Genomic DNA, 23,560 nt, shown 5'->3' on the forward strand with positions numbered 1-23,560 from the left:
GTGTTTTTCTAACAGATTACTGCAATTTTTCTACTTTTATTACCTGACCTTTTCCGGCTGTCAATATATCCACAGCTGCCTTAATGGCATCCATTGCACCTGCATCGGTAGATGCACCTGTAGCAGCCACCTTCTTTTTGGGCGCTTCTTCAGGAGCAACTTTATTTACAATGGAAATCAGAAGCTGGCTTAACCAGATAACAATGAGCAGAATTACAAAGACTGTGACCATTCCGACCACCATCAGCAATAATCCTAATTCAATGTTTTCCATTTTTCAACTAATTAGAATATACATAAAAGACGCTCCCTGAAAAGCGATTCAGAGAGCGTCCCAAAAGTAGGAAATTCCATAAAGAACTACTACTAAAACTAGTTAAATATTTGATATTTTATTTATGTTATCCCGTTATTACTATCAAAATAATATCTCATCCAACGATTTGCGTTTCTTAGCTGACACTTCTTGTGCTTTGGCGTAACCCACAGGAATCAGCACTACCGGTTCCATAAAATCAGGCAGGTTAAGTACTTCCCGACACAGAGATACATCAAAATTACACACCCAGCAAGTGCCTAATCCTTGTTCCGTAGCAGCCAGACAAAGATGCTCTACAGCAATGGCCACATCAATATCTGCATGGTCTTTTCCGTCTGATTTACGGTGCCAGGATTCCTCATGATTCGCACAAGCTACTATCATACAAGGTACATTTTCTATCCACTCTCTTGGATAAGCCTTTTTCAGCTGTGACAGCCTGTCCGCATCCGTTATCACCGCAAATTTCCAGGGCTGAAAATTTACTGCTGAAGGAGCCAGACGTACACATTCCATGATGTAATCCAATTTTTCTTTTTCCACCGCACGGTTTTCATAATTCCGAACGGAGTGACGCATCTTTACTAATTCTAAAAAACTCATATTTTCTTCCATTACAATTTTATCTCCAAATTAAGTCCTAAAATATTCAGGCAACGCTTCACGTCATATTGGCGACAATAATATACATCCAAAGCCGTTTTCCGGGAAAGAGGGCAACGCACCCCCGAACGATAACGGACACGCGGCAGCGAAAAGAAAGCCTCGTCGCCTAGCGGCTGAAACGTTTCCACAAAAAAATAAGGATATGCTATCCAGTTTTCAGGTTCATAAGCCGCTCTCAAACGCGAACGTAATTGCACCTCATTTGCTCCGCCAATAAATGTGTGTTGCAAAAGTTCCCGCCAGCCAAGCTTTATATTTCGTTTGGCCCCTGAAACAATAAAACCGGCTTGATAGCGATGTCCAACTTTCCATCCCGCAGTTCCACGGTCACGGTATTGTATTTCGTAATATCCTTTTAGTTGCATGAGGGGTAACACACGGTAATTCAGTCCGACATTCAAACGTCCCCGTTCCATTTCTTTTAAGCCATTTTGTGTCCGAGTTTGAAATGTTCCCCTAAACTTCACACGGGGATTAAGCAGCCAGTCTACCCGTACTCCCGTCCATGTAGCAAACTCACTATCCGTCATGGCATATCCCGGCAACGAGGGAATACACATCCCCCATACAATCAGCAGTAACACCCTTAATTTATGCAATATTTGTTTCATAAAACTCTATCCGGATAAATTGACAATGCAAGATATCAAGAAAATCCTGAATTTGCAAATGCAGAAGATGGTACATAACCATTTCAGCGTTGTCTGTCGCAAAATAATTCAATCCAACTATCCTTCATCAACTATTTTCCTTTTTAGTACAGAAATAGTTTAATACTTTAATCAATGAATTCGTAGTTTTTTCTTGCCAATTCGTAGATTTCGTTTGTTATTTAATACAAGAAAAAGCATTTTTGTGCACATCCATCATTTTACAGACATGAAACAAAGTATATTATTATTTCTTCTTATCCTCTTGATATCCGGGTGTTCCGAAAAGGAAATTGACCCCAGTTTCTCTTTGCAAGAAGAAACAAGTTCAATTACCTTAGCCTCTGCGGCTAATTCCCAAACAGTAATCAGCTTTACCAGTACGCGAGAATGGGAAGCAAATACATCCAGTGAATGGCTTTTGATTTCTCCTACTTCGGGGGAAGCCGGCACTTATCAACTGGCCTTGACAGCCTCCAGTAAAAATGACAGCAAAGACTCCCGTACAGCCATAGTAAATCTAGTTTCCGCAGGTCTCACCCAATCCCTTACCGTCACGCAATCGGCCGCAGACTACGTAGAACTGGAACAGACGACTTATTATACTGAGGCGCAAGGAGGTTCACTACAAGTCAAGTTTACCACCAACCTCAGTGGGGACAAACTTGTTATTTATAGTACAGCCAACTGGCTTACACAACCGGCTGATAGTCGTACAGAGCAAGGCTATGTAGTCAATTTGACTGCTTTACCCAACGAAGATGAAAGGGAACGAACGGCCAATCTTTATTTTTGTAAAATAAACGGTCTGGAAGAGGAATTACTGAATAGTGTCACTATCATACAGGAAGGTACCAATACAAGCACATCGACTGATTATTCTGCCGACAAAACGGTACGTATTCTTCAACGTGCCACAGAAGGAAACGGACTCCCCATTGTATTGATGGGAGATGGCTTTCTGGACACTGAAATAGAAGACGGAACATACGATGAAGTCATGAATAAAGCCATGGAAAACCTGTTTACAGAAGAACCTCTGAAGTCTCTCCGGAATTACTTTAACATATATTCCGTAACGGCAGTTTCTCGCAGCAACAGATTCGATGGTTATAACACCGCCTTTGGATGTCAAATGGCAGGAGGAATGAGCACCCTTATAACCGGAAATGATGAAAATGTAATAGATTATATACAATGTATAGAAAATATTGATTTATACGAAACACTGGCAGTAGTCGTACTTAATTCTCCCTCGTACGCCGGAACTACATATTTCGGGTATTACAACGAAAATAACCAGGTAACCGAACTGGCCATAGCTTATTGCCCTATCATCTACGATCTGGAAAATGAAAGTTTCAGACAAGTACTGGTACACGAAGCAGTAGGTCACGGATTCGCTAAACTGGAAGATGAATACAGTTATGAGGAAAACGGAAAAATTCCTTCCTCAGAAATCAGTAGTGTAAAAATGCTGCAAAGCTATGGATGGGCACAAAATGTGGATTTCACTCAGGATGAAAATACCATCCTGTGGTCTTCCTTCCTGAAAGACAGCCGCTATACCTCTGAAAGTATCGGTATTTATGAAGGAGCTTGCACGTATATGAGTGGCGTATATCGCCCTACTGAAGACAGCATGATGAATACCAATACCTGCGGATTTAACGCGCCATCACGTAAAGCCATCTACGATATGGTTATGAAAAGAGGAGAAAATCGGGAAACATCCTATGAAGAATTTACGGTATTTGACAAACAGAATCCTTCTGAGAGCCAAACCTTCAGCCGTAATTCAGCCTCTACCAGCAGTAGCCGTCAGTTTGCACGACCACATTTTGTCGGCAAGTCTGTCCACAAGTAAAACTTAAAAACTTCAATAGGTAAATAGAAAAATCCTTTAAAATACACTATGTCTCTGCAAGCTGAAACGTAAGTTTCTCTATCGGAAGCCCAACATTCTCCCCTAGAAAAACCTACGTTTCACGAATGAAAGACATAAAAAACAACTCAATGAAGCAATAATCATGCAAGGACATCTTAATAAAAGGACCTGTTATAAAAAACCTGTTATAAAAACCTGAAGTAATTTACTTCAAACAAAACGCCCTGAGTCTGTGACAGATACAGGGCGTTGCTTTTTTATTTTCCGTTTATATTTTTATCCAGCCATCAGCAAGACAAGCAGCTGTGCTGTCAGGATACGCAAAAACATGGTCAACGGATAAACGGTTGAGTAACCTACAGCCGGCGCATCGTTTCCTGCAATCTGATTGGCGTATGCCAAAGCAGGAGGGTCTGTATTACTACCGGCAATCAAACCCATCAACGTGAAATAGTTCACCCGGTGATGCCAGCGAGCAATAATACCGGTAATAATCAACGGTATGAAAGTAATCAGGAAACCGAGACCCACATACAACACGCCATCACCTTCTACTACCATCTGCACAAAGTTCTCGCCGGCCTTGATTCCTACACTCGCCAAGAAGAGTACCAGTCCCACTTCACGAAGCATCAGATTGGCACTCATGGTGGTGTAAGTTACCAGCTTCACTTTATGTCCGAAACGTCCAATCAGAATAGAGATAATCAGCGGACCACCAGCCAGACCTAATTTGACCGGAGTCGGCATGCCCGGAATAGCAATAGGCAAACTTCCGAAAAGGATACCGCAAAGAATGCCGACAAAAATAGTTACAATGTTCGGATGGTCCAGACGACGCAACTGGTTACCCAGCAAGTTAGCCACACGTTCGATGGCATCCTGCGGACCTACTACCATCACACGGTCGCCCACCTGCAAGCGAAGCTGACGAGCGGCAAACAAGTCCATACCCGAACGGTTGACACGTGTCACGTTAACTCCATACATACTGCTGAAATGAAGTTCTCCCAGCGTCTTTCCGTTGATATTCGGCTGTGTCACCAAAATACGGCGAGACACCATCGGTTTGTCCTGCTGGTTAGTGGCATCCCAATCCTGTTCGATTTTCGGACCAATGAAGGCCATGATAGCTTCTGAATCATCTTCTGCACAAACCAGGAACATACGATCCCCCAGGCGAAGCACTGTATTGGCATTCGGTGTAATCATATGGCCGTCCTGAATAATACGCGTACATACAAAGTCACGTGCCAGGAAGTTCTGCACCTGCGACAAGGTCTTGCCGCTCAGCGCCTCATTCTGCACTTTCAGCGAGATAGTATAAGGCTTCATGTGCGGATTGGCTTCTTCCTCTTTCTGAATCTCATCACTATCACGCTGCACATCTACCCGGCAGATATAGCGGATAATAATCATGGAAAGAATAATACCCATCACCCCCAACGGATAAGCACAGGCATATCCCATGGCAATTTCAGGTCCCTGATAGTGCAACTGTTGCAAAGCTTCATTCGCCGCACCAAGCCCCGGAGTATTGGTAACCGCTCCACACAGGATACCCACCATCATCGGAATGTCTACTCTGCCTTGCAAAGCAAAGTACAGAATCAATGCTACGGCAATATTCAGGAACACAATTCCCACTGCCAGCAGGTTTAATGTAATACCTCCCCGTTTAAAAGAAGAAAAGAATGAAGGACCGACCTGAAGTCCGATACAGAAGACAAAAAGAATCAGTCCGAAATCTTGCACGAAAGAAAGGATGGCAGGATTTCCAGTAAAACCGAAGTGTCCAGCCAAGATTCCTACGAACAAGACGAATGTAACTCCCAGCGATATGCCGAAGAATTTAATTTTTCCCAACAGTACCCCCGCCGCAATTACAAAGGCATACAATGCCACTATATGCGCTATCGAGTTGGGATTCGTCAATAAATCTTGTAGCCAGTTCATAGATATTAAATTTGTTTATTCAGGGGGCAAATGTAACCAATTAAAAATAATAGGGCAAACTTTTCTTTCTTTTTTCATTCCAACCTTCTCTATGATGTGTTCCGTACACTCTTTTCCTGTCCAAAAGCTCTCAGCGCCCTCTACGCACGTTTAATGTTTTTAGCTTTCTATAGCTATAAAAAAGGGGTAATGTGGAATAAACAAGCGGAAAATTTGTATATTTGCCCATGCAGGCTACAACCTGTGTGATAATTTTAAATCTGAATATCAACCCAAAAACACTAATTCACTATGGCAGATAGTAAAGAAAAACTCTTTTCAGATTTTTCGCCCGTGTCCACACAAGAATGGATGGACAAGATTACGGTAGATTTGAAAGGAGCCGATTTTGAGAAGAAGTTGGTATGGAGAACCAACGAAGGTTTCAAGGTGAAACCATTCTACCGTCAGGAAGATTTGGAAGGATTGAAAACCACAGAGGGACTTCCCGGACAATATCCCTACATCAGAGGCATCAAGAAAGACGACAACACCTGGTTTATCCGTCAGGACATTACCGTAAACGATGCTACTGAAGCCAACGCCAAAGCCCTTGATATATTAAATAAAGGTGTAGACTCACTCGGATTCCATATCAAAGCCAAAGAACTCAATGCAGAATACCTCGATACTTTGCTGAAAGACATCTGCTGCGAATGTGTGGAACTGAACTTCTCTACCTGCCAGCGTCATACGCTGCAACTGGCACAACTGCTGGTAGCCTATTTCCAGAAAAAAGGATATGCACCTGAAAAGCTGAAAGGCTCACTCAACTTCGACCCTATCAGCAAAATGATGCAAAAAGGAAAAGACGTAAGCGCTGTCATTGCCACGGGTAAGGAACTGGTGGAAACACTGGCCGCATACCCGCATTTCCGTTGCATTGCCGTGAACTCTGTACAGTTGAACAACGCCGGAGCCTACATTTATCAGGAATTAGGATATGCACTGGCATGGGGAAATGAATACCTCAACCAGTTGGTAGAAGCAGGCGTTCCAGCCGCACTGGCTGCCAAGAAAATCAAATTTAACTTTGGCATCAGCTCTAACTACTTTATGGAAATCGCCAAATTCCGTGCCGCACGTATGCTATGGGCTGACATCGTAAAACAATACGCACCGAAATGCCCTCGTACGGACTGCAAGAATACAGGAGCCGACGGCACTTGCTACTGTGCCTGCAAGATGGTGGCCCATGCAGAGACATCCAATTTCAACCTTACTTTGTTTGATGCACACGTGAATTTGCTCCGTACGCAAACTGAGGCCATGAGTGCCGCCATTGCCGGAGTCAACTCCATCACGGTATCTCCATTCGACAAAACTTATCAGACACCAGACGATTTCTCTGAAAGAATTGCCCGCAACCAGCAGTTGCTGTTGAAAGAAGAATCACACCTGAACCGTATCGTTGATCCGGCTGCAGGTTCTTATTATATTGAAAATCTGACTGTAGCCATTGCCAAACAGGCTTGGGACCTCTTCCTTTCTGTTGAAGAAGCAGGAGGTATGTTGCAGGCTGTCAAGGCAGGAAGCATTCAGGAAGCTGTAAACCAAAGCAACAAAGCCCGTCATGAAGCGGTTTCCAAACGTAAAGAAATCCTGTTGGGAACCAACCAGTATCCGAATTTCAATGAACTGGCAGGAGACAAACGTCCGCTGGATGGATGCAAGAAATGCGGTTGCGGTGGAGAAGCACACGAAGAAGAAGGCACTCTGGCCAAACTGGAAACCGCACGTGCAGCCAGCGAATTTGAAGCTCTTCGTCTGGAAACTGAAAATTCAGGAAAACGTCCGAAAGCTTTCATGCTGACCATCGGTAACCTGGCCATGCGTCAGGCTCGTGCACAGTTCTCATGCAACTTCCTGGCTTGTGCAGGCTATCAGGTAATTGACAACTTAGGATTTGCCAGCGTAGAAGAAGGAATTGAAGCTGCCATGAAAGCACAGGCAGACATCGTGGTAATCTGCTCCAGCGATGATGAATATGCAGAATATGCTATCCCGACCTTCAAGGCACTCAACGGACGCGCTATGTTTATCGTAGCCGGCGCTCCAGCCTGCATGGAAGAACTGAAGGCTGCCGGCATCGAAAACTTCATTCATGTACGTTGCAACGTACTGGAAACCTTACGCGAATACAACAGCAAACTCTTATCCTGAATTGAATTATGAGACAGAATTTCAAACAAATCGATATATTTGCCGGTTTCCATCCGCAGAATGGCATGGAATGGCAGAAAGAAAATGGCATTACCGCCAACTGGAAAACGCCTGAACAGATTCAGGTGAAACCTGTATACACCAAAGAAGACCTGGAGGGTATGGAACACTTGAACTACGCAGCCGGTATTCCTCCTTATCTCCGTGGCCCGTACTCTATGATGTACACCTTCCGCCCGTGGACCATCCGTCAGTATGCCGGATTCTCTACCGCAGAAGAGTCCAACGCATTCTACCGTCGTAACCTGGCTTCCGGTCAGAAAGGATTGTCAGTAGCTTTCGACCTTCCGACACACCGTGGATACGACCCTGACCATCCGCGTGTAGTGGGCGACGTAGGTAAAGCCGGTGTATCTATCTGTTCACTGGAAAACATGAAAGTACTTTTCGACGGTATTCCTTTGAACAAGATGTCTGTTTCCATGACTATGAACGGTGCGGTACTTCCTGTCATGGCATTCTACATCAATGCTGGACTGGAACAGGGTGCCAAACTGGAAGAAATGGCCGGAACCATCCAGAACGATATTCTAAAGGAGTTCATGGTGCGTAACACCTATATTTATCCGCCTGCCTTCTCCATGAAGATTATTTCTGATATCTTCGAATATACTTCTCAGAAGATGCCGAAATTCAACTCTATCTCTATTTCGGGATACCACATGCAGGAAGCGGGAGCCACTGCCGACATTGAACTGGCTTATACACTGGCCGACGGATTGGAGTACCTCCGTGCGGGAGTGGCTGCCGGCATTGACATTGACGCTTTTGCTCCGCGTCTGTCGTTCTTCTGGGCCATCGGTATGAACCACTTCATGGAAATAGCCAAGATGCGTGCCGCACGTATGCTGTGGGCTAAGATTGTAAAACAGTTCAATCCGAAGAACCCGAAATCACTGGCACTGCGTACACACTCACAGACTTCCGGATGGTCACTGACTGAACAGGATCCGTTCAACAACGTAGGACGTACCTGTATTGAAGCCATGGCTGCCGCATTGGGACATACGCAGTCACTGCATACCAACGCATTGGACGAAGCTATTGCCCTTCCGACCGACTTCTCGGCACGTATTGCACGTAATACTCAGATTTATATTCAGGAAGAAACGCAGATTTGTAAAAATGTAGACCCGTGGGGCGGTTCTTACTACGTAGAAGCGTTGACCAACGAACTGGCTCACAAGGCTTGGGAACACATTCAGGAAATCGAAAAACTGGGCGGTATGGCCAAAGCCATCGAAACCGGTATTCCGAAAATGCGTATCGAAGAAGCTGCTGCACGTACTCAGGCTCGTATCGACTCGGGTGAGCAGACTATCGTGGGTACAAACAAATATCGTCTGGAAAAAGAAGACCCGATTGATATTCTGGAAGTGGACAACACTGCTGTACGTCAGGAACAGATTGAGAACCTGCGCCGTCTGAAAGAAGGCCGTAACCAGGCTGAAGTGAACAAGGCATTGGACGCTATTACGGAATGCGTACGCACTGGCAAGGGTAACTTGCTGGAACTGGCCGTAGAAGCCGCTCGCGTACGTGCCACATTGGGAGAAATATCTGACGCCTGCGAAAAAGTCGTAGGACGTTATAAAGCAATTATCAGAACAATATCAGGCGTGTATTCATCAGAAAGTAAAAAGGATGCAGATTTCGCACGGGCTTGCGAACTGACCGAAGAATTTGCGAAGAAAGAAGGCCGTCGTCCGCGTGTCATGATTGCCAAGATGGGACAGGACGGACACGACCGTGGTGCCAAGGTAGTAGCTACCGGATTTGCGGACTGTGGTTTCGACGTAGATATGGGACCGTTGTTCCAGACTCCGGAAGAAGCCGCTCGCGAAGCTGTAGAAAACGACGTTCATGCAGTGGGAGTTTCTTCATTGGCTGCCGGACACAAGACCTTGATTCCGCAAATCATTGCCGAATTGAAACGTCTGGGTCGCGAAGATATTCTGGTCTTTGCAGGTGGCGTCATCCCGGCACAAGACTACGATTTCTTGTATAAAGCCGGTGTAATGGCTATCTTTGGTCCGGGTACTTCCGTGGCTAAATCAGCTTGCCAGGTAATGGAACTGTTGTTAGAAGCAGAAGAGGAATAAAAAATAATTTCCATAAAAAAGTAAGTCCCGGACTTTATGTTCGGGACTACTTTTTTATACACAACTACGCCCTATACTACTATCAAAAACGTTCTCTCCAAAAGATTTGATAAGTTAAATATCCATATCGGAAAATAGAGTGTTATTTTTTTGTATATTTGTGAATAAACCTTACCAACCTTGTAATCATGAGAACAATCGCCATTTTATTGTGTCTTTTATTTTGCCTGCCCACGCGTGCAAAGAAAATGGATGAGAACAATCAAATTCCTCAAAAAGACATTTCTATCCGTTTTAATTTCGGTATAGCCTCTGCCAATCAAGAAGGAACAGGAGAATCTTTATGGTACAGCAATCCTAAAAAAAGTAGTCGCGGATTTCAATATGGTATAGATTTTTTGAGACATCACAAATATATAGGTTATGGGCTTGCCTTTAAACACTATATGCATGGACTCTCATTTTCGGAAAGTGCACAAAATTCATCCTTACATGAAAATATCCAAATCTTTTATCTTGCTCCACAATTCTCGTCTGTTCATGAGGCGCAACTATTAAAAGGAATGATTAGCTACCTCGATTTAGGCATTGGATACGCGCATTATTTAAACAAAGGTACCATAAACAAAGACCAAAAATATTCAGTTCCTAAATCAGGACTTGGTATGAACTCAAACATAGGTGTAGAGTATAAATTCCACACACATTTAGGTGTGAAAATATCAATCTCTGTAGAATATTATATATTCAAGCACCTCGATGAAAAGATTGAAATCCCAAGCAAGATGTTCGAAAAACGTTCCAAACTGGGAATTTTTATGACCAGCCCCCAATTATCTCTCATCTATCATTTATAATTGAAACAAAAAACATAAAAATGGCAGGTGTAAAAGATTAAAGTTTCCTTTCGCACCTGCCATTTCTATTTTAAAAGATTCAACAGAATACTTTTACTTATACGTAATCCAGCGAATCATTTCCTTGAAAGAAGGTTTCTTTCCATACATCAGAATACCTACCCGATAAATCTTTCCGGCTATCCAAATCATGCCGAAAGCGGCAGCATACAAAAGAACGACTGACAGCATCGTTTCCCACACCGGTACATCGAAAGGCAGACGCACCATCATGACAATAGGTGAAGTAAACGGAATCATGGAACACCAGATAGCCAACGGTCCGTCGGGGTTATCAGAGCTATAGATACCTGCATAGAGGGCAAAAATCAACAGAAGAACAATCGGCATCATAAACTGCTGAGAATCTTCCTGTCCGTTGATGGCCGCACCGATAGCCGCAAATATGGAAGCATACACCAGGTATCCTCCGATAAAATTCAAGATAAAGAGTCCCCCCATCTTGGCCAGATTCAATCCCTGAAGAGTAGCCAGCAAGCCGGATGCTCCTCCCATCAGTTCTGGCGAACTACCGGAAATTCCACCGGCTACGGCCAACAATACCACAATCAGCACCACCCAGATAGCCAGCTGTGCCACACCGACCAGTCCGATACCGATAATTTTTCCAATCATTAACTGAAAGGGCTTCACAGAGGAAACGATGACTTCTACAATACGGTTGGTCTTTTCTTCCATCACACTTTGCATCACCATACCTCCGTATGACATCACAAACATGTAAATCAGCAAAGTCAATACCATACCGGCTGCCATAGCTGCTCCTGCGTTGGACTCACTCTCGCTCCCGTCTTCTCCCCATTTTACCGTACGGATATTCAACTTACGGTTCATATCCTGCATGATGGAAGGCAGCTGCGGAATATCATAACGCAACAACTTGTCCTGACGCACCTGCTCGTCAAGTGTTTCACTTACCAGCCGCGAAAGACTGTTGGGTACTTCTTTCCGCGAATAAATCGTTACGGCCTCCGGATGTTCAGCCAGGTCGGCCTTGATTTCGACCACGGCATCAAACTGTGTGGAGTCACTTCGAAAAGAAGCTTCCATCTGGGGAACTCCCACAAAATGCCAGGATTCATCGTCTTTAAACTGAGGAAGGTATTTCATGGTGGCATCAATGACGGCCACCTGTTTCTGGTCTCCGCCCTTGACCGTAGACAACCACAACGGGACAAAAATAAGTGCCGCAAAAATGAACGGCATCAATATGGTAAGCAGGATAAACGACTTTTTGCTTACCCGGTTTATGAATTCACGCTGAATAATAATCCATGTCTTGTTCATAGCTGAAAGATTTTTTGATTAGATTTTCCCCTCTACCGTACGGATAAAGATATCGTTCATGGAAGGGATACATTCGGTAAACTTGCAGATTTCGCCCTGCGCACCTACAAGTGACAATAACTCAGAATTGGAAATGGAAGTGAGCTTCCGCAGTTTATAGTTTACCGTCTGCTCATCCTGCACCTCACTGCTGACAATTTCAAAGGCATCCGAATTCTGCAACGGTTTCGAAGACTGCATCGTCAACTCGTACTGATTGCTTTTATAACGTGAACGAATGTCCGTTACTGCTCCCTGCAACACCACCTTTGAATGATTGATCAGTGCAATATGGTCGCAGATTTCTTCCACAGAAGCCATGTTGTGCGTGGAGAAGATAATGGTATGTCCTTCGTCTTTCAATTTCAGGATTTCTCTTTTCAGCAGTTCTGCGTTTACCGGATCGAAGCCTGAAAACGGTTCGTCGAAAATCAGCAGGCGGGGACGATGCAACACGGTAATGACAAACTGCACCTTCTGTTGCATACCTTTGGAAAGTTCCTCCAGCTTCTTGTTCCACCAAGGCATGATTTCGAAGCGTTCAAACCAGTCGGTTAGTCTTTTCTTAGCCTCCTGACGGCTTAATCCTTTCAACTGTGCCAGATAGATGGCCTGTTCGCCCACCTTCATTTTTTTATAAAGTCCACGTTCTTCGGGAAGATAGCCAATGGAATAAATATCTTCCGGACGTGAGAGCCGTCCGTCAAACCACACCTCACCGGCATCGGGAGCTGTAATACGGTTGATAATACGAATCAATGTGGTCTTTCCTGCCCCATTGGGTCCCAGCAAACCAAATACCTGTCCTTCGGGCACCGTGATGCTTACTCCATCCAGCGCCGTATGGTTGGCATAACGTTTTATGACCTGTCGTGTTTCCAAAAAAGAATCATTCATGTCGTTACTTATTAAAAATTGAACATTTAAAAGATATAAGTTTCACAAAGTTATCAATTTCATTCAAAGTAAAGAAAATTGTTCCAATTTTCTGCATAAAAAGCAGGAAAGAAAAACGTAAAGACGTTTCACTTGAAACACAAGTGCATTTGAAGTAAAACACAAGGACGTTTGATTCTAAACGCAAGTACATTTGGGATGGAACGTAAGGGCATTTTGAAAGACAAGGAAAAACAGCCCTTCAGGGAGGGAAAATCTGTCAAGCAAGTGCATGGAAACGACATAAAAAAACGGAAATGCCCGCAGTGATCGCTAAGGCATTTCCGCAACAATTTCCAATATAATACAAAAGCTTACAGGAAGAACTTAAAGACAAAGATAAAGGCCAGAATATACATGGCCGGTGTAAGCTTCTTGGTATGTCCGCACAACAGATTAATCAAGACGTAACTGATCATTCCCAACACAATTCCATCGGAAATGCTGTAAGCCAGAGGCATGAAAATGATACAGATAAACGCCGGGATAGCTTCTGAATAGTCCATAAAATCTACTTTCTTCACAGAAGACATCATCATCAGACCTACCAGAATCAATACGGGAGCCGTAGCTGCACCCGGTACTGCCAAAAAGAACGGAGCCAAAAACAATGACAGAAGGAAGCACACTGCCGTAACAAAGGAAGTCAGTCCACTACGTCCGCCTTCACCCACTCCAGAAGCACTTTCCACGAAAGTGGTAATAGTACTGGTACCCAGCATGGCACCGGCTGTTGTTCCGATGGCATCCACTAAGAAGGCTTGCTTCAGGTGAGGAATCTTTCCATCTTTAGTCACCATTCCGGCCTTTGTAGTCACTCCAACCAACGTACCGATGGTATCAAACATATCTACAAACAGGAAAGTAAACACTACAATCACCATTTCCTTTGTAAAGATATGCTCCCACTGGAACTGGAAGAAAATGGGTTCGATAGAAGGAGGAGTGCTCAACACGCCATCCAGATGTGTCAATCCCATAGGAATACCGATGACGGTCGTCAGCAAGATTCCTATCAGCAAGGCTCCACGGACTTTCTTCACCAACAAGATGGAAGTAACCAAAAGGCCGATGATGCCCAGCAAGGCCGAACCGGAAGTAATATCCCCCAATGAAATCAAAGTCGCATCGTTATTCACAATGATACCGGCATTCTGCAAACCGATAAACGCAATGAACAAGCCGATACCTGCGCCAATAGCATTGCGAAGGCTCAAAGGCAGCGCATCTACAATTTTCTCACGCAAATTGGTTACCGTCAGCAGAATGAATATGATTCCTTCCAAAAGTACAGCCGTCAGAGCAAACTGCCAGGTATAACCCAGCGTAAGACAAACGGTATAGGCAAAAAACGCATTCAATCCCATGCCCGGTGCCAATCCGAAAGGCAATTTGGCATAAAAGGCCATCAACAGTGTAGCAAAAGCCGAAGCGATGACTGTCGTCGTGAAAAGCGCTCCCTTATCCATACCTGTAGCTGCCAGAATGTTGGGATTGACAGCCAAAATATAGGCCATGGTCAGAAAGGTCGTGATTCCGGCCAAGATTTCCGTACGAATGCGCGTCTCACGAGGGTTAAAACCGAATAATTTTTCCAGCATTTTCATTTTATAATCGCTTTAAATGATTCAACCGGTTTAGAAAGACCACTTCATGGCCAGCGTCGGGATGAAATAGAATCCGTTACGATCGGCAAAATCCGTACTCAATTCCCATTCTGTACCTACACTCAGGTTCAAGTCTTTGTTTACATGCTTGAACTTATTCAGGTTTACCCAGAACTGCGGTTCGCTGATGAATACAAAGTCATGGTTATTTCCATCTACATCCGTATGTTTTTCACGCCAGAAATCCGCAAATCCGCTGAAAGTAAATTTTTCTTTGCAGAAATTCAGGGTCCATGTACCTGTCAACTGAAAGTTATGCGGTTTCTCATTCTTCTGAATATATTTATACAGAACCTGTACGCCGAATACCTTGGAAAAATCACTGCTGTTCCATGAGTAGGTAGCACCTCCCAGGAAGGCATTGTTGATATAATTCAAACCTCCGTTGTATTCTACATGTGCAGAAACAGGAGCCTTCCAGAATTTCAGTTCACGGCTGATTTCCCAATAAGCAGATGACACTCCTTTGTCTGTATAATCCATATCGACAAAGAAATAAGTGCTACCCCACTTGTCTGCCTTGAACATCTCGACCGTTGTAGTCACCCATGGACGTTCGTCCAATGACTTATACAAGGCACGACCAAGGTCATAATGCAACTGAATGTTCTGAGCCATCACTTTTCCTGCGCATACAGAAAGAAGAATAAACGCAAAAAGAAATAATTTTTTCATTTTAATTTAACGTACTTTTAATGGTTTTTAAAATCGGCTGCAAAATTACATAAAAAAGCGGTATAAAAACAAAGAACTCGTTATCTTTGCTCTTAAAGAGCATAAATAAGAAGCCATGAAAAAACTGTTAATCATTCTATTGATGTGTGTGATAGGCCTGGGAGCAAAAGGCCAGGTATCTCAAGAAGCCTTCCGCCAATGGCACGGAGACAAATATTCCATGTTTATCCACTTCGGACTTTACTCACAATTAGGCGGGGTATGGCAGGGTAAACAGGTGCAGAATGGATACAGTGAACAGATTCAGGCTTTTGCCCCAATTTCCAAGAAAGACTACGAAAAAATTGCCGGCCAGTTTAATCCGACACAGTTTAATGCTGATTCCATTGCCGTACTGGCAAAAAAGGCGGGAATGCATTCCATTATCCTGACTAGCAAACATCATGACGGCTTCTGCCTGTTCAAAACGGCTACTACTTCCTTCAACTCATACGATGCAACTCCATGCAAACGGGATTTCGTGAAAGAAATGTCGGAAGCTGCCCGCCGTCATGGACTGCGCTTCGGACTGTACTATTCGCTTATCGACTGGCACTATCCGTATGCATCGCCCATGTCTCCCCATAACGCTGACTTTATTACAGAAGCACATCATGCTTTTTCAAAAGCCCAACTGAAGGAACTCCTTACCAATTATGGAAAGATTTCCGAACTCTGGTTTGATATGGGAGCAAACACCCCGGCACAAAGTAAGGAATTGTATGAACTCGTACACCAATACCAGCCCGACTGCATGGTGAGCGGACGCCTGGGCAACGACCAGTATGATTTCTGCGTAATGGCCGACAATGACTATCCGGACAAAACCCTTCATGCTCCCTGGCAGAGTGCCGCATCCATGTTCGATGAGACTTGGGGATACAGAGCATGGCAGGACCGCGGATGTATAGAAAATAAAGTACGTGAAAAGACACGAAGCCTGATTAATGTGGTTTCCAGAGGAGGAAACTACCTGCTGAACATCGGTCCGAAAGGAAACGGAGCGGTAGTCGACTTTGAAAAAGAAGTGCTGGAGCAGATGGGCGACTGGCTTTCCCGCTATGGCTACGCTGTATATCAGACAGAGGCTTCTCCTTTCCAGGAAGAGTTTACATGGGGAGAAGTGACACGCAAAGACAATCACCTGTACTTATTTCTCTCTGGGAAATATCCGGCAGATGGAAAAATTACCCTGCAAATGCCCGGCTATCTTCTGCAGAAAGGAGACGGGAAAATGGCTACTTACCTGCAATATGGCGACGAGGTAGTATTGACTGTACCGGCCTCAGCCTACAAGGACAAACAAATACACGTATTGACTCTTTCCTTCGATAAAAAGATTGAACCGTTCCCTGGAAAGACCATTAGAAATGCCATACTTACTCCGCGTAATGCTACACCGCAATACAGCTATTCCTGCTTTGACTACTATACGAATTACCGTAGCATTACGGGCTACAGTTGGAATTTCGAACAACTTCTGTTGAAACAACTGGAGATTATCTATACTTCACAGGAAGCAGGAAGAGAAATAGACCTTATATTGGATGGAAAGACTTACTCCGTGACACTGGATAAAGGAAAGGAGATAAAAGAAACGGCTTCTTCAGGTACCACCTGGGGAGATACCTACGTATGTGGCCCCGGCAACGGAGTGTTCCACTCAGCAGAGAAACTGGATGCAGACTTACAGCATGCGCCTGTTTCAGGTAAATCATGGACCAAAACAGATAAAGACAGTGACAAGGTTTCCTGCCCGATTCTATCCAGCTATTATGTGATGCGAGAAATAGACTCTCCACGTTCACAGCATATTCTGGCGGAAATTGGCGCTGGAAATGGAATGGAAGTCTACCTGAACGGAAAACTCATAGCCAAGCATCTGAACCCGTATCGCACGAAGTTCCGCACGGAAAAAGTGATTCTTCCACTGAAGAAAGGAAAGAATCAGGTAATCCTTCGCAGTTATAACCGTTTTGAAGACGAAGCGGCTTATCTGTTGCGTCCTGCCGAGGAACAGAAAGCCTACCGTCAGGATTTCATCATACCGGATGCGGTAAACGGAAAAGAGCATAGCCTCACTATAAAACCACACAATCCCTCTTCCCCGCACACAGATGCTGAATTATTCAACCTGCGTATCCGGTTAAGAAGGATTGCGATGTAAACAGTCAAAGAGGTTAATATACCTCTTTGGCTACCTTATATACACTGTCGGATGCCATGAATGTGTAAAAGTGCAGGCCCGGAACTCCGTGTGCCAGCAAATCCTTACACTGTGCCTTGCACCATTCCACTCCTACAGCTTTCACTTCTTCGTCCGTCGTACATTTACGAAGTTCTGAAGCAAAGGCTTCAGGAATGTCTGTGCGGAACACTTTAGGCAATACGTTCAACTGATTCTTAAATACCACAGGCTTGATTCCCGGAATAATGGGTACCTCAATACCTTCCTGACGGCAACGTTCTACGAAAGCATAGTATTTCTCGTTGTCGAAAAACATCTGTGTCACCACATAATCGGCCCCGTTACGTACCTTTTCTTTCAAGTAGAACAGGTCGGACTCCATATTGGGAGCTTCTTCATGCTTTTCCGGATAACAAGCCATACCATAAGAGAAAGGTGTTTCAATTCCTTCTATCTTGGAGCCATCCAGTCCAATGCCCTGATTAAAACGGTTCACTTGTTCCTGCAAATCGGTGGCATGCTCATGGTACAGACATAAATCTTTTTCTGCAATGTCCAACGGCTTGGAATCTCCTCTCAACAACAACAAGTTATTAATGCCTAAGAAATTCAAGTCGAGCAAAGCATATTCCGTTTCCTCCTTCGTAAATCCCTTACAGATGATATGAGGCACCGCCTGAATGCCATACTTGTTCTGAATAGCAGCTGCAATAGCTACCGTTCCGGGGCGCTTACGTACCGTAGTCTTCTTCAGGTTTCCATCGGGCTGCGGCAAATACACTATCTCACTGTGATGTGAAGTGATGTTGATGTATTTGGGGTCAAACTCTCTCAACTTATCAATGATATGATATACTTTTTGTATACTGTTTCCCTTTAACGGTGGCAAAATCTCAAAGGAAAACACGGGTTCCTTACTATTCTTTATCAAATCTATTACTTTCATAGTGCATTTGTATAATTTGTCGGCAAAGATACAAGCAAAAGTGCTATCCACCAACAATCGGAAGATATTTAGAAAAAACGGACTGTTTTTCCCATTAAAGACGGATAGAATTAGAATAATATTCTACGTTTTATTCTGTTTATGGAATAAATACACAGGAAATGATTTCCCATTCCTATATGTGCAGTCCATAGTCATGCTTCACTTCATCCATGACAAACATACTTTCCAGCGAACCCAAACTATCAATTGTTCCCAGCACATTAATAATAAACTCCTGGTAATATTTCATGTTCGGAGCATGGATCTTCAGCAGATAATCGTAACTGCCGGAAATGTTGTAGCACTCCGTCACTTCCGGAATGTTCTGAATGATACGGGTGAACTCCATGGCTATGTCTTTATTCATCCGGCGCAATTTGACATTGCAGAATACCACAAATCCCTGATTCAGTTTATCGGCATCCAGCACAGCAATGTACTTCTTGATGTATCCTTCCCTCTCCAACCTTTTCAACCGCTCAAACACAGGAGTAGACGACAAGCTGACCTGTGCCGCCAGCTCTTTAGTGGTCAACCGGGCATTCTCCTGCAACGTACGGAGAATCTGCAAATCCACTTTATCCAGTTTTTCTGTCATAAGAATATTATTCTATTATGAATTGTTTTACGACAGCAAATCTACAAGTTTTTTCTTTCAAACCAGCATTATATAGAACAATTCTCCATATTTTCATCAAATATTGGACGATATAACCATACAAACTACTTTTGCAGTATCATTTAATCACTTTTACACACTTACGACTATGGATAAAACTAAGCTACACTTCGAAACCCTTCAGTTACATGTGGGACAAGAAAATCCCGATCCGGCGACCGATGCACGAGCAGTCCCCATCTATCAGACGACTTCGTACGTCTTTCATGACTCGGCCCATGCGGCCGCCCGCTTCAGTCTAGAAGACAGCGGAAATATCTATGGCCGACTGACCAATCCCACCCAAAGTGTACTGGAACAGCGAGTAGCTGCATTGGAAGGAGGAGTAGCTGCCCTGGCCGTAGCCTCCGGAGCGGCCGCCATCAGTTATGCATTTGAAAATATCACGCGCACCGGTGACCATATTGTATCGGCCCGTACCATTTATGGAGGAACTTACAACCTGCTGGCACATACTTTCCCCAGCCGTGGGATACACACCACTTTTGTAGACGCAGAAGAACCGGCAAACGTGGAACAGGCCATCCAGCCTAATACCAAGGCGATATTCATTGAAGGTTTAGGAAATCCGAACTGCACGCTTGTCGACATCGCCCGCATTGCAGAAATAGCTCACTGTCATCAGATTCCTTTACTGATTGACAACACATTTGCCACTCCTTATCTGCTGCGCCCCATTGAACATGGTGCCGACATCGTTATACATTCTGCCACAAAGTTTATCGGAGGACACGGCACATCATTAGGAGGTATCATTGTGGATTCCGGCAAATTCGACTGGAAAGCTTCCGGTAAATTCCCCCAACTGACAAGCCCCGACCCATGTTACCACGGACTTTGCTTTGCCGATGTGGCAGGTCCTGCGGCCTATATCACCCGAATACGTGCCATTCTGTTACGCGATACCGGAGCCGCCATCAGTCCGTTCAATGCCTTCCTCCTTCTGCAAGGACTGGAAACCCTCTCGCTCAGAGTGGAACGCCACGTAGAGAATGCGCTGAAGGTAGTAGACTTCCTGCAGCACCATCCTAAAGTGAAGAAGGTCAACCATCCGTCCCTTCCTGAGCACACTTCCCCGGCCCTTTATCAGAAATATTTCCCCAAAGGAGCCGGCTCTATCTTTACGTTTGAAATCCAGGGCGGACGCACGGAAGCGCACCGCTTCATCGACCACCTAGAGATATTCTCCCTGCTGGCCAATGTAGCTGATGTCAAATCGCTGGTCATCCACCCGGCCAGTACGACACACTCCCAGCTCAACGACCAGGAACTGGCAGAACAAGGCATCACACAGTCTACCATCCGTCTTTCCATCGGTACCGAGCACATTGAAGATTTGCTTGCCGACCTGAGTCAGGCCCTTGAACAAATCTAACAAAAAAACAAACGGAGAATGCCCATTCAGTAACAAGTATTCTCCGTTTGACATATTCTTTTATACGGCAAATTTATTCCAGTTCGTCGATATTCAATTCTTCGCTTTTTCGGTATCCGGAACTGGTCAGTACCGCAATCAACTGTTGTTGCTCATCCACCAGACGCACTTCAATGAAAGGTACCCTTCCATGATTGAACGTCTCAGTAGCCTCCGCATATACATAGCCCTCACTGATCGCACGCAGAAAAGTAATATTGGCATTCAGTGACAAAGTCAGACGTCCACGGCTATTGGCCACAGCGGCAAATGCCAAATCGGCCAATGTAAACAATGCACCTCCCTGACAAACTCCTCCGGCGTTCAGATGCTTTTCAGTCACCTTCATCCGGGCTTTGGCATATCCCGGACTGATTTCCAGTAATTCCACTCCTGCTTCAGCCGCAAAACGGTCGGCCGCCAGCATTTCTTTTAACGTTCCCATATCTTTTAATGAATTGTAACCATTGTAGCCCCGAAACCATATTCACGGAAAGAAGCATCCTGCCATTGATAAGTCTTGTATTTGCGTTTCAACTCATCCAAAATAGCCCGACGCAATACACCGTCTCCCTTGCCATGGATAAACACAATCCGCTGCCCTTTCTTCTGCTTGTATTCCTCCAATGTCTTGCGGAACACATCCAGCTGATAATTTAGCATTTCGGCATTTCCCATACCGGTAGTGTCATCCAGCAGTTCATGGATATGCAGGTCAACCTCCACAATTTCATTCTTCACCACGTGCAGCTTTTTCTGCAACTTTGCCGGTACGTCCTGCACGTTCTTCTGCAACAATGCATTCTTGATGTCATCGGCCGAAACATATACCTGCTTTACCGTTTCATCATCCTTGACAATCTCATAAATCAAGGCCGGTTCCTCAAAAAAGTCGGAAGACTGGAAAGTATGCAACTTGTAGAACTTCACCGTATCAATGCGCAACTCCTGATTCACCGCCTGTTTCAGTAAGAAGGTACGGTCATCTTTGTAAGCCAGAAGCTGTACGGCCACACGCTCCATACCGTTCAATGCACTCTTTTCAAACTCTTCCAGATGCATCTTCATGTTCGGTTTCACCGTTCCCCGGCTGCGTAAAGTCCAGCTCTTACCTTCTGCCGAAAGATACAAATAATCAATAAAATAGTTACTGTCATTCACCAGATAGGCATCAAACGCAGTAGAGGATATGGATTTTACATCCTGCGGCACGTAGGCCAGAAATACATTCAGTACATCATTTCCACGGATTTCAGGTGCCCGATAAGTTATCGGCTTTTCCTCTTCCTCCTCTTCTTCTTCAACTTCCGGTGCAGAAGGCTTAGCTGTAGATTTCAACGGGATGTTATAATCGTCGGTCTGTATCACCACACACTCCCTAATCAGCATAGGAATTTCAAAACCATCTTCTCCTTCCACCAAGGCAATGTCCTTTCCTTGAAATCCCCGGACAATGCCACCGCCTACTTCACTCAGGAAGCGTACTTTATCTCCTATTTTCATAATCTGTCTTCAATTTATTACACTCACAAATGTAACGACTTTCCACGGAATATGGAAATTATTCAGCAGTCTGCAAAAGGAAGTCCACGAAAAAATTATTATGTTAGGAGGATTCTGCTATTTGTTGTACTTTTGCAAAAAAATAAACGACATGGAAGAAACAAAACATATAAAGATTAGCGACTACAACTATCCGCTACCGGATGAACGCATCGCTAAATTTCCGCTGCCAGTCCGCGACCAGTCCAAGCTGCTGGTGTATCAGCACGGACAAATCAGTGAAACACATTTCACCTCCCTTCCTGACTACCTGGAGCCCGGTACCCTCATGATTTTCAACAACACGAAAGTCATTCAGGCACGTCTGCACTTCCGCAAGGAAACCGGCGCACTGATTGAGATTTTCTGTCTGGAGCCCATCAAGCCCAACGACTATGTACTCAACTTCCAGCAAACCCAGCATGCTGCCTGGCTCTGCATGATTGGCAACCTGAAGAAATGGAAAGAAGGGCCTCTGCACAAGGAAATGACAGTCAAAGGCAAAACCCTGACACTGACTGCCACCCGCGGAGAATGTCACGGCACCAGCCACTGGATTGATTTCACCTGGGACAATCCGGAAGTAACCTTTGCCGACATTCTGGAATTCTTTGGTGAGCTGCCCATTCCTCCCTACCTGAACAGAGAGACACAAGAAAGCGACAAGGAAACTTACCAGACCGTCTACTCGAAGATAAAAGGTTCCGTAGCCGCCCCTACAGCTGGTCTGCATTTCACGGAACGCGTATTAAACGCTCTCAAAGAAAAAGGAGTGGATTTGGAAGAAGTCACCCTACACGTTGGAGCCGGCACTTTCAAACCGGTGAAAAGCGAAGAAATAGAAGGCCACGAAATGCATACGGAATACATTTCCGTAAACCGTGGAACCATAGAGAAACTCTTAGCACATGGAGGTGAAGCCGTGGCAGTAGGAACCACTTCTGTCCGTACACTGGAGAGTCTTTACTACATCGGTGTCACTTTGTCACAGCACCCCGATGCCAGCCAGCAGGAACTGCACGTACAGCAATGGCAACCCTACGAAACTCATCCGGAATTAAGTACCACAGAAGCCCTGCAACAGATACTCGACTACATGAACCGGAACCAGCTCGATGCACTGCACACCAGTACACAGATTATCATTGCACCGGGATACAATTACCATATCGTCAAGAAAATGGTCACCAACTTCCACCAGCCGCAAAGCACCCTGTTGTTACTGGTCTCTGCTTTTGTGAAAGGAAACTGGCGTCCCATCTACGATTACGCGCTGGCGCATGATTTCCGCTTCCTAAGCTACGGAGATTCATCTTTACTCATCCCTTAACCCCAAACAGAAGAGA

Annotated in this window: 19 protein-coding genes; 7 read left to right on the top strand and 12 right to left on the bottom strand. The window is 44.7% G+C overall.

Translation table 11 applies throughout. The annotated features are described in order from the left end of the window. Positions 1–16: 16 nt before the first annotated feature. The 3 genes from BACPLE_RS11320 to BACPLE_RS11330 all read right to left on the bottom strand — a co-directional run bounded on the left by BACPLE_RS11320 (position 17) and on the right by BACPLE_RS11330 (position 1,596). Complete coding sequence (locus BACPLE_RS11320) at positions 17–274, bottom strand: OadG family protein (RefSeq protein WP_007561999.1); 258 nt, start codon at positions 272–274, stop codon at positions 17–19. A gap of 144 nt (positions 275–418) precedes the next feature. After that, positions 419–922 carry a nitroreductase family protein gene (locus BACPLE_RS11325; protein WP_040313080.1) on the bottom strand — a complete coding sequence of 168 codons (504 nt, stop codon included), beginning with the start codon at positions 920–922 and terminating at the stop codon, positions 419–421. Between the two features lie 11 nt (positions 923–933). Continuing rightward, positions 934–1,596 carry a DUF2490 domain-containing protein gene (locus tag BACPLE_RS11330; RefSeq protein ID WP_007562004.1) on the bottom strand — a complete coding sequence of 221 codons (663 nt, stop codon included), beginning with the start codon at positions 1,594–1,596 and terminating at the stop codon, positions 934–936. Between the two features lie 268 nt (positions 1,597–1,864). Here BACPLE_RS11330 and BACPLE_RS11335 point away from each other — a divergent pair, with 268 nt between their 5' ends. Continuing rightward, a complete protein-coding gene (locus tag BACPLE_RS11335; protein WP_007562008.1) occupies positions 1,865–3,502 on the top strand; it encodes a M64 family metallopeptidase in 1,638 nt (545 codons plus the stop codon). Positions 3,503–3,799: 297 nt separating this feature from the next. Here BACPLE_RS11335 and BACPLE_RS11340 read toward each other — a convergent pair whose 3' ends face one another. Next, positions 3,800–5,479: a putative transporter gene (locus BACPLE_RS11340; protein ID WP_007562010.1), complete on the bottom strand. Its 1,680-nt coding sequence runs from the start codon at positions 5,477–5,479 to the stop codon at positions 3,800–3,802. Between the two features lie 291 nt (positions 5,480–5,770). Here BACPLE_RS11340 and mutA point away from each other — a divergent pair, with 291 nt between their 5' ends. The 3 genes from mutA to BACPLE_RS11355 all read left to right on the top strand — a co-directional run bounded on the left by mutA (position 5,771) and on the right by BACPLE_RS11355 (position 10,700). Further along, positions 5,771–7,681, top strand: coding sequence for a methylmalonyl-CoA mutase small subunit (gene mutA, locus BACPLE_RS11345; RefSeq protein WP_007562011.1), 1,911 nt, complete (start codon positions 5,771–5,773; stop codon positions 7,679–7,681). A gap of 8 nt (positions 7,682–7,689) precedes the next feature. After that, positions 7,690–9,843 (top strand): methylmalonyl-CoA mutase, encoded by a 2,154-nt coding sequence (scpA, locus tag BACPLE_RS11350; protein ID WP_007562014.1) that lies wholly within the window; start codon positions 7,690–7,692, stop codon positions 9,841–9,843. A 188-nt stretch (positions 9,844–10,031) separates the two neighbouring features. Continuing rightward, positions 10,032–10,700 (top strand): porin family protein, encoded by a 669-nt coding sequence (locus BACPLE_RS11355; protein WP_148374577.1) that lies wholly within the window; start codon positions 10,032–10,034, stop codon positions 10,698–10,700. A 93-nt stretch (positions 10,701–10,793) separates the two neighbouring features. On the opposite strand, the gene BACPLE_RS11360 is transcribed toward BACPLE_RS11355, so the two are convergent. The 4 genes from BACPLE_RS11360 to BACPLE_RS11375 form a co-directional block, all read right to left on the bottom strand. After that, positions 10,794–12,047 carry an ABC transporter permease gene (locus BACPLE_RS11360; RefSeq protein WP_007562017.1) on the bottom strand — a complete coding sequence of 418 codons (1,254 nt, stop codon included), beginning with the start codon at positions 12,045–12,047 and terminating at the stop codon, positions 10,794–10,796. A gap of 18 nt (positions 12,048–12,065) precedes the next feature. Next, positions 12,066–12,983, bottom strand: a complete 918-nt coding sequence (locus BACPLE_RS11365) for an ABC transporter ATP-binding protein (RefSeq protein ID WP_007562019.1) — start codon at positions 12,981–12,983, stop codon at positions 12,066–12,068. 353 nt (positions 12,984–13,336) lie between these two features. Then, on the bottom strand, positions 13,337–14,623 hold the full coding sequence (locus BACPLE_RS11370; protein ID WP_081458128.1) for an NCS2 family permease: 1,287 nt from the start codon (positions 14,621–14,623) through the stop codon (positions 13,337–13,339). Between the two features lie 36 nt (positions 14,624–14,659). Beyond that, a complete protein-coding gene (locus tag BACPLE_RS11375; RefSeq protein ID WP_007562024.1) occupies positions 14,660–15,364 on the bottom strand; it encodes a nucleoside-specific channel-forming Tsx family protein in 705 nt (234 codons plus the stop codon). Positions 15,365–15,479: 115 nt separating this feature from the next. On the opposite strand from BACPLE_RS11375, the gene BACPLE_RS11380 reads away from it, so the two are divergent. Continuing rightward, positions 15,480–17,570, top strand: a complete 2,091-nt coding sequence (locus tag BACPLE_RS11380; RefSeq protein WP_007562027.1) for an alpha-L-fucosidase — start codon at positions 15,480–15,482, stop codon at positions 17,568–17,570. Between the two features lie 13 nt (positions 17,571–17,583). Here BACPLE_RS11380 and metF read toward each other — a convergent pair whose 3' ends face one another. Beyond that, the gene (gene metF / locus BACPLE_RS11385; RefSeq protein ID WP_007562029.1) at positions 17,584–18,537 is read right to left on the bottom strand and encodes a methylenetetrahydrofolate reductase [NAD(P)H]; all 954 of its coding nucleotides are present in this window, start codon (positions 18,535–18,537) and stop codon (positions 17,584–17,586) included. A 175-nt stretch (positions 18,538–18,712) separates the two neighbouring features. Beyond that, positions 18,713–19,177, bottom strand: coding sequence for an Lrp/AsnC family transcriptional regulator (locus BACPLE_RS11390; protein WP_007562030.1), 465 nt, complete (start codon positions 19,175–19,177; stop codon positions 18,713–18,715). Between the two features lie 169 nt (positions 19,178–19,346). On the opposite strand from BACPLE_RS11390, the gene BACPLE_RS11395 reads away from it, so the two are divergent. Next, a complete protein-coding gene (locus BACPLE_RS11395) occupies positions 19,347–20,633 on the top strand; it encodes an O-acetylhomoserine aminocarboxypropyltransferase/cysteine synthase family protein (RefSeq protein ID WP_007562033.1) in 1,287 nt (428 codons plus the stop codon). Positions 20,634–20,706: 73 nt separating this feature from the next. On the opposite strand, the gene BACPLE_RS11400 is transcribed toward BACPLE_RS11395, so the two are convergent. Continuing rightward, positions 20,707–21,117, bottom strand: coding sequence for a PaaI family thioesterase (locus BACPLE_RS11400; RefSeq protein WP_007562035.1), 411 nt, complete (start codon positions 21,115–21,117; stop codon positions 20,707–20,709). A 5-nt stretch (positions 21,118–21,122) separates the two neighbouring features. Further along, complete coding sequence (locus BACPLE_RS11405) at positions 21,123–22,175, bottom strand: DUF2027 domain-containing protein (protein WP_007562037.1); 1,053 nt, start codon at positions 22,173–22,175, stop codon at positions 21,123–21,125. Between the two features lie 151 nt (positions 22,176–22,326). Between BACPLE_RS11405 and BACPLE_RS11410 the strand changes: the two genes are divergently transcribed. After that, the gene (locus tag BACPLE_RS11410; protein ID WP_040313045.1) at positions 22,327–23,544 is read left to right on the top strand and encodes an S-adenosylmethionine:tRNA ribosyltransferase-isomerase; all 1,218 of its coding nucleotides are present in this window, start codon (positions 22,327–22,329) and stop codon (positions 23,542–23,544) included. Positions 23,545–23,560: the final 16 nt, after the last annotated feature.

The organism is Phocaeicola plebeius DSM 17135 (genome assembly GCF_000187895.1).
GTDB classification, from domain to species: Bacteria; Bacteroidota; Bacteroidia; order Bacteroidales; family Bacteroidaceae; genus Phocaeicola; species Phocaeicola plebeius.

Coding starts and splice junctions, on each gene's coding strand:
- BACPLE_RS11320 (WP_007561999.1), bottom strand. CDS start 274: ATGGAAAACATTGAATTAGGATTATTGCTGATGGTGGTCGGAATGGTC.
- BACPLE_RS11325 (WP_040313080.1), bottom strand. CDS start 922: ATGAGTTTTTTAGAATTAGTAAAGATGCGTCACTCCGTTCGGAATTAT.
- BACPLE_RS11330 (WP_007562004.1), bottom strand. CDS start 1,596: ATGAAACAAATATTGCATAAATTAAGGGTGTTACTGCTGATTGTATGG.
- BACPLE_RS11335 (WP_007562008.1), top strand. CDS start 1,865: ATGAAACAAAGTATATTATTATTTCTTCTTATCCTCTTGATATCCGGG.
- BACPLE_RS11340 (WP_007562010.1), bottom strand. CDS start 5,479: ATGAACTGGCTACAAGATTTATTGACGAATCCCAACTCGATAGCGCAT.
- mutA (WP_007562011.1), top strand. CDS start 5,771: ATGGCAGATAGTAAAGAAAAACTCTTTTCAGATTTTTCGCCCGTGTCC.
- scpA (WP_007562014.1), top strand. CDS start 7,690: ATGAGACAGAATTTCAAACAAATCGATATATTTGCCGGTTTCCATCCG.
- BACPLE_RS11355 (WP_148374577.1), top strand. CDS start 10,032: ATGAGAACAATCGCCATTTTATTGTGTCTTTTATTTTGCCTGCCCACG.
- BACPLE_RS11360 (WP_007562017.1), bottom strand. CDS start 12,047: ATGAACAAGACATGGATTATTATTCAGCGTGAATTCATAAACCGGGTA.
- BACPLE_RS11365 (WP_007562019.1), bottom strand. CDS start 12,983: ATGAATGATTCTTTTTTGGAAACACGACAGGTCATAAAACGTTATGCC.
- BACPLE_RS11370 (WP_081458128.1), bottom strand. CDS start 14,623: ATGCTGGAAAAATTATTCGGTTTTAACCCTCGTGAGACGCGCATTCGT.
- BACPLE_RS11375 (WP_007562024.1), bottom strand. CDS start 15,364: ATGAAAAAATTATTTCTTTTTGCGTTTATTCTTCTTTCTGTATGCGCA.
- BACPLE_RS11380 (WP_007562027.1), top strand. CDS start 15,480: ATGAAAAAACTGTTAATCATTCTATTGATGTGTGTGATAGGCCTGGGA.
- metF (WP_007562029.1), bottom strand. CDS start 18,537: ATGAAAGTAATAGATTTGATAAAGAATAGTAAGGAACCCGTGTTTTCC.
- BACPLE_RS11390 (WP_007562030.1), bottom strand. CDS start 19,177: ATGACAGAAAAACTGGATAAAGTGGATTTGCAGATTCTCCGTACGTTG.
- BACPLE_RS11395 (WP_007562033.1), top strand. CDS start 19,347: ATGGATAAAACTAAGCTACACTTCGAAACCCTTCAGTTACATGTGGGA.
- BACPLE_RS11400 (WP_007562035.1), bottom strand. CDS start 21,117: ATGGGAACGTTAAAAGAAATGCTGGCGGCCGACCGTTTTGCGGCTGAA.
- BACPLE_RS11405 (WP_007562037.1), bottom strand. CDS start 22,175: ATGAAAATAGGAGATAAAGTACGCTTCCTGAGTGAAGTAGGCGGTGGC.
- BACPLE_RS11410 (WP_040313045.1), top strand. CDS start 22,327: ATGGAAGAAACAAAACATATAAAGATTAGCGACTACAACTATCCGCTA.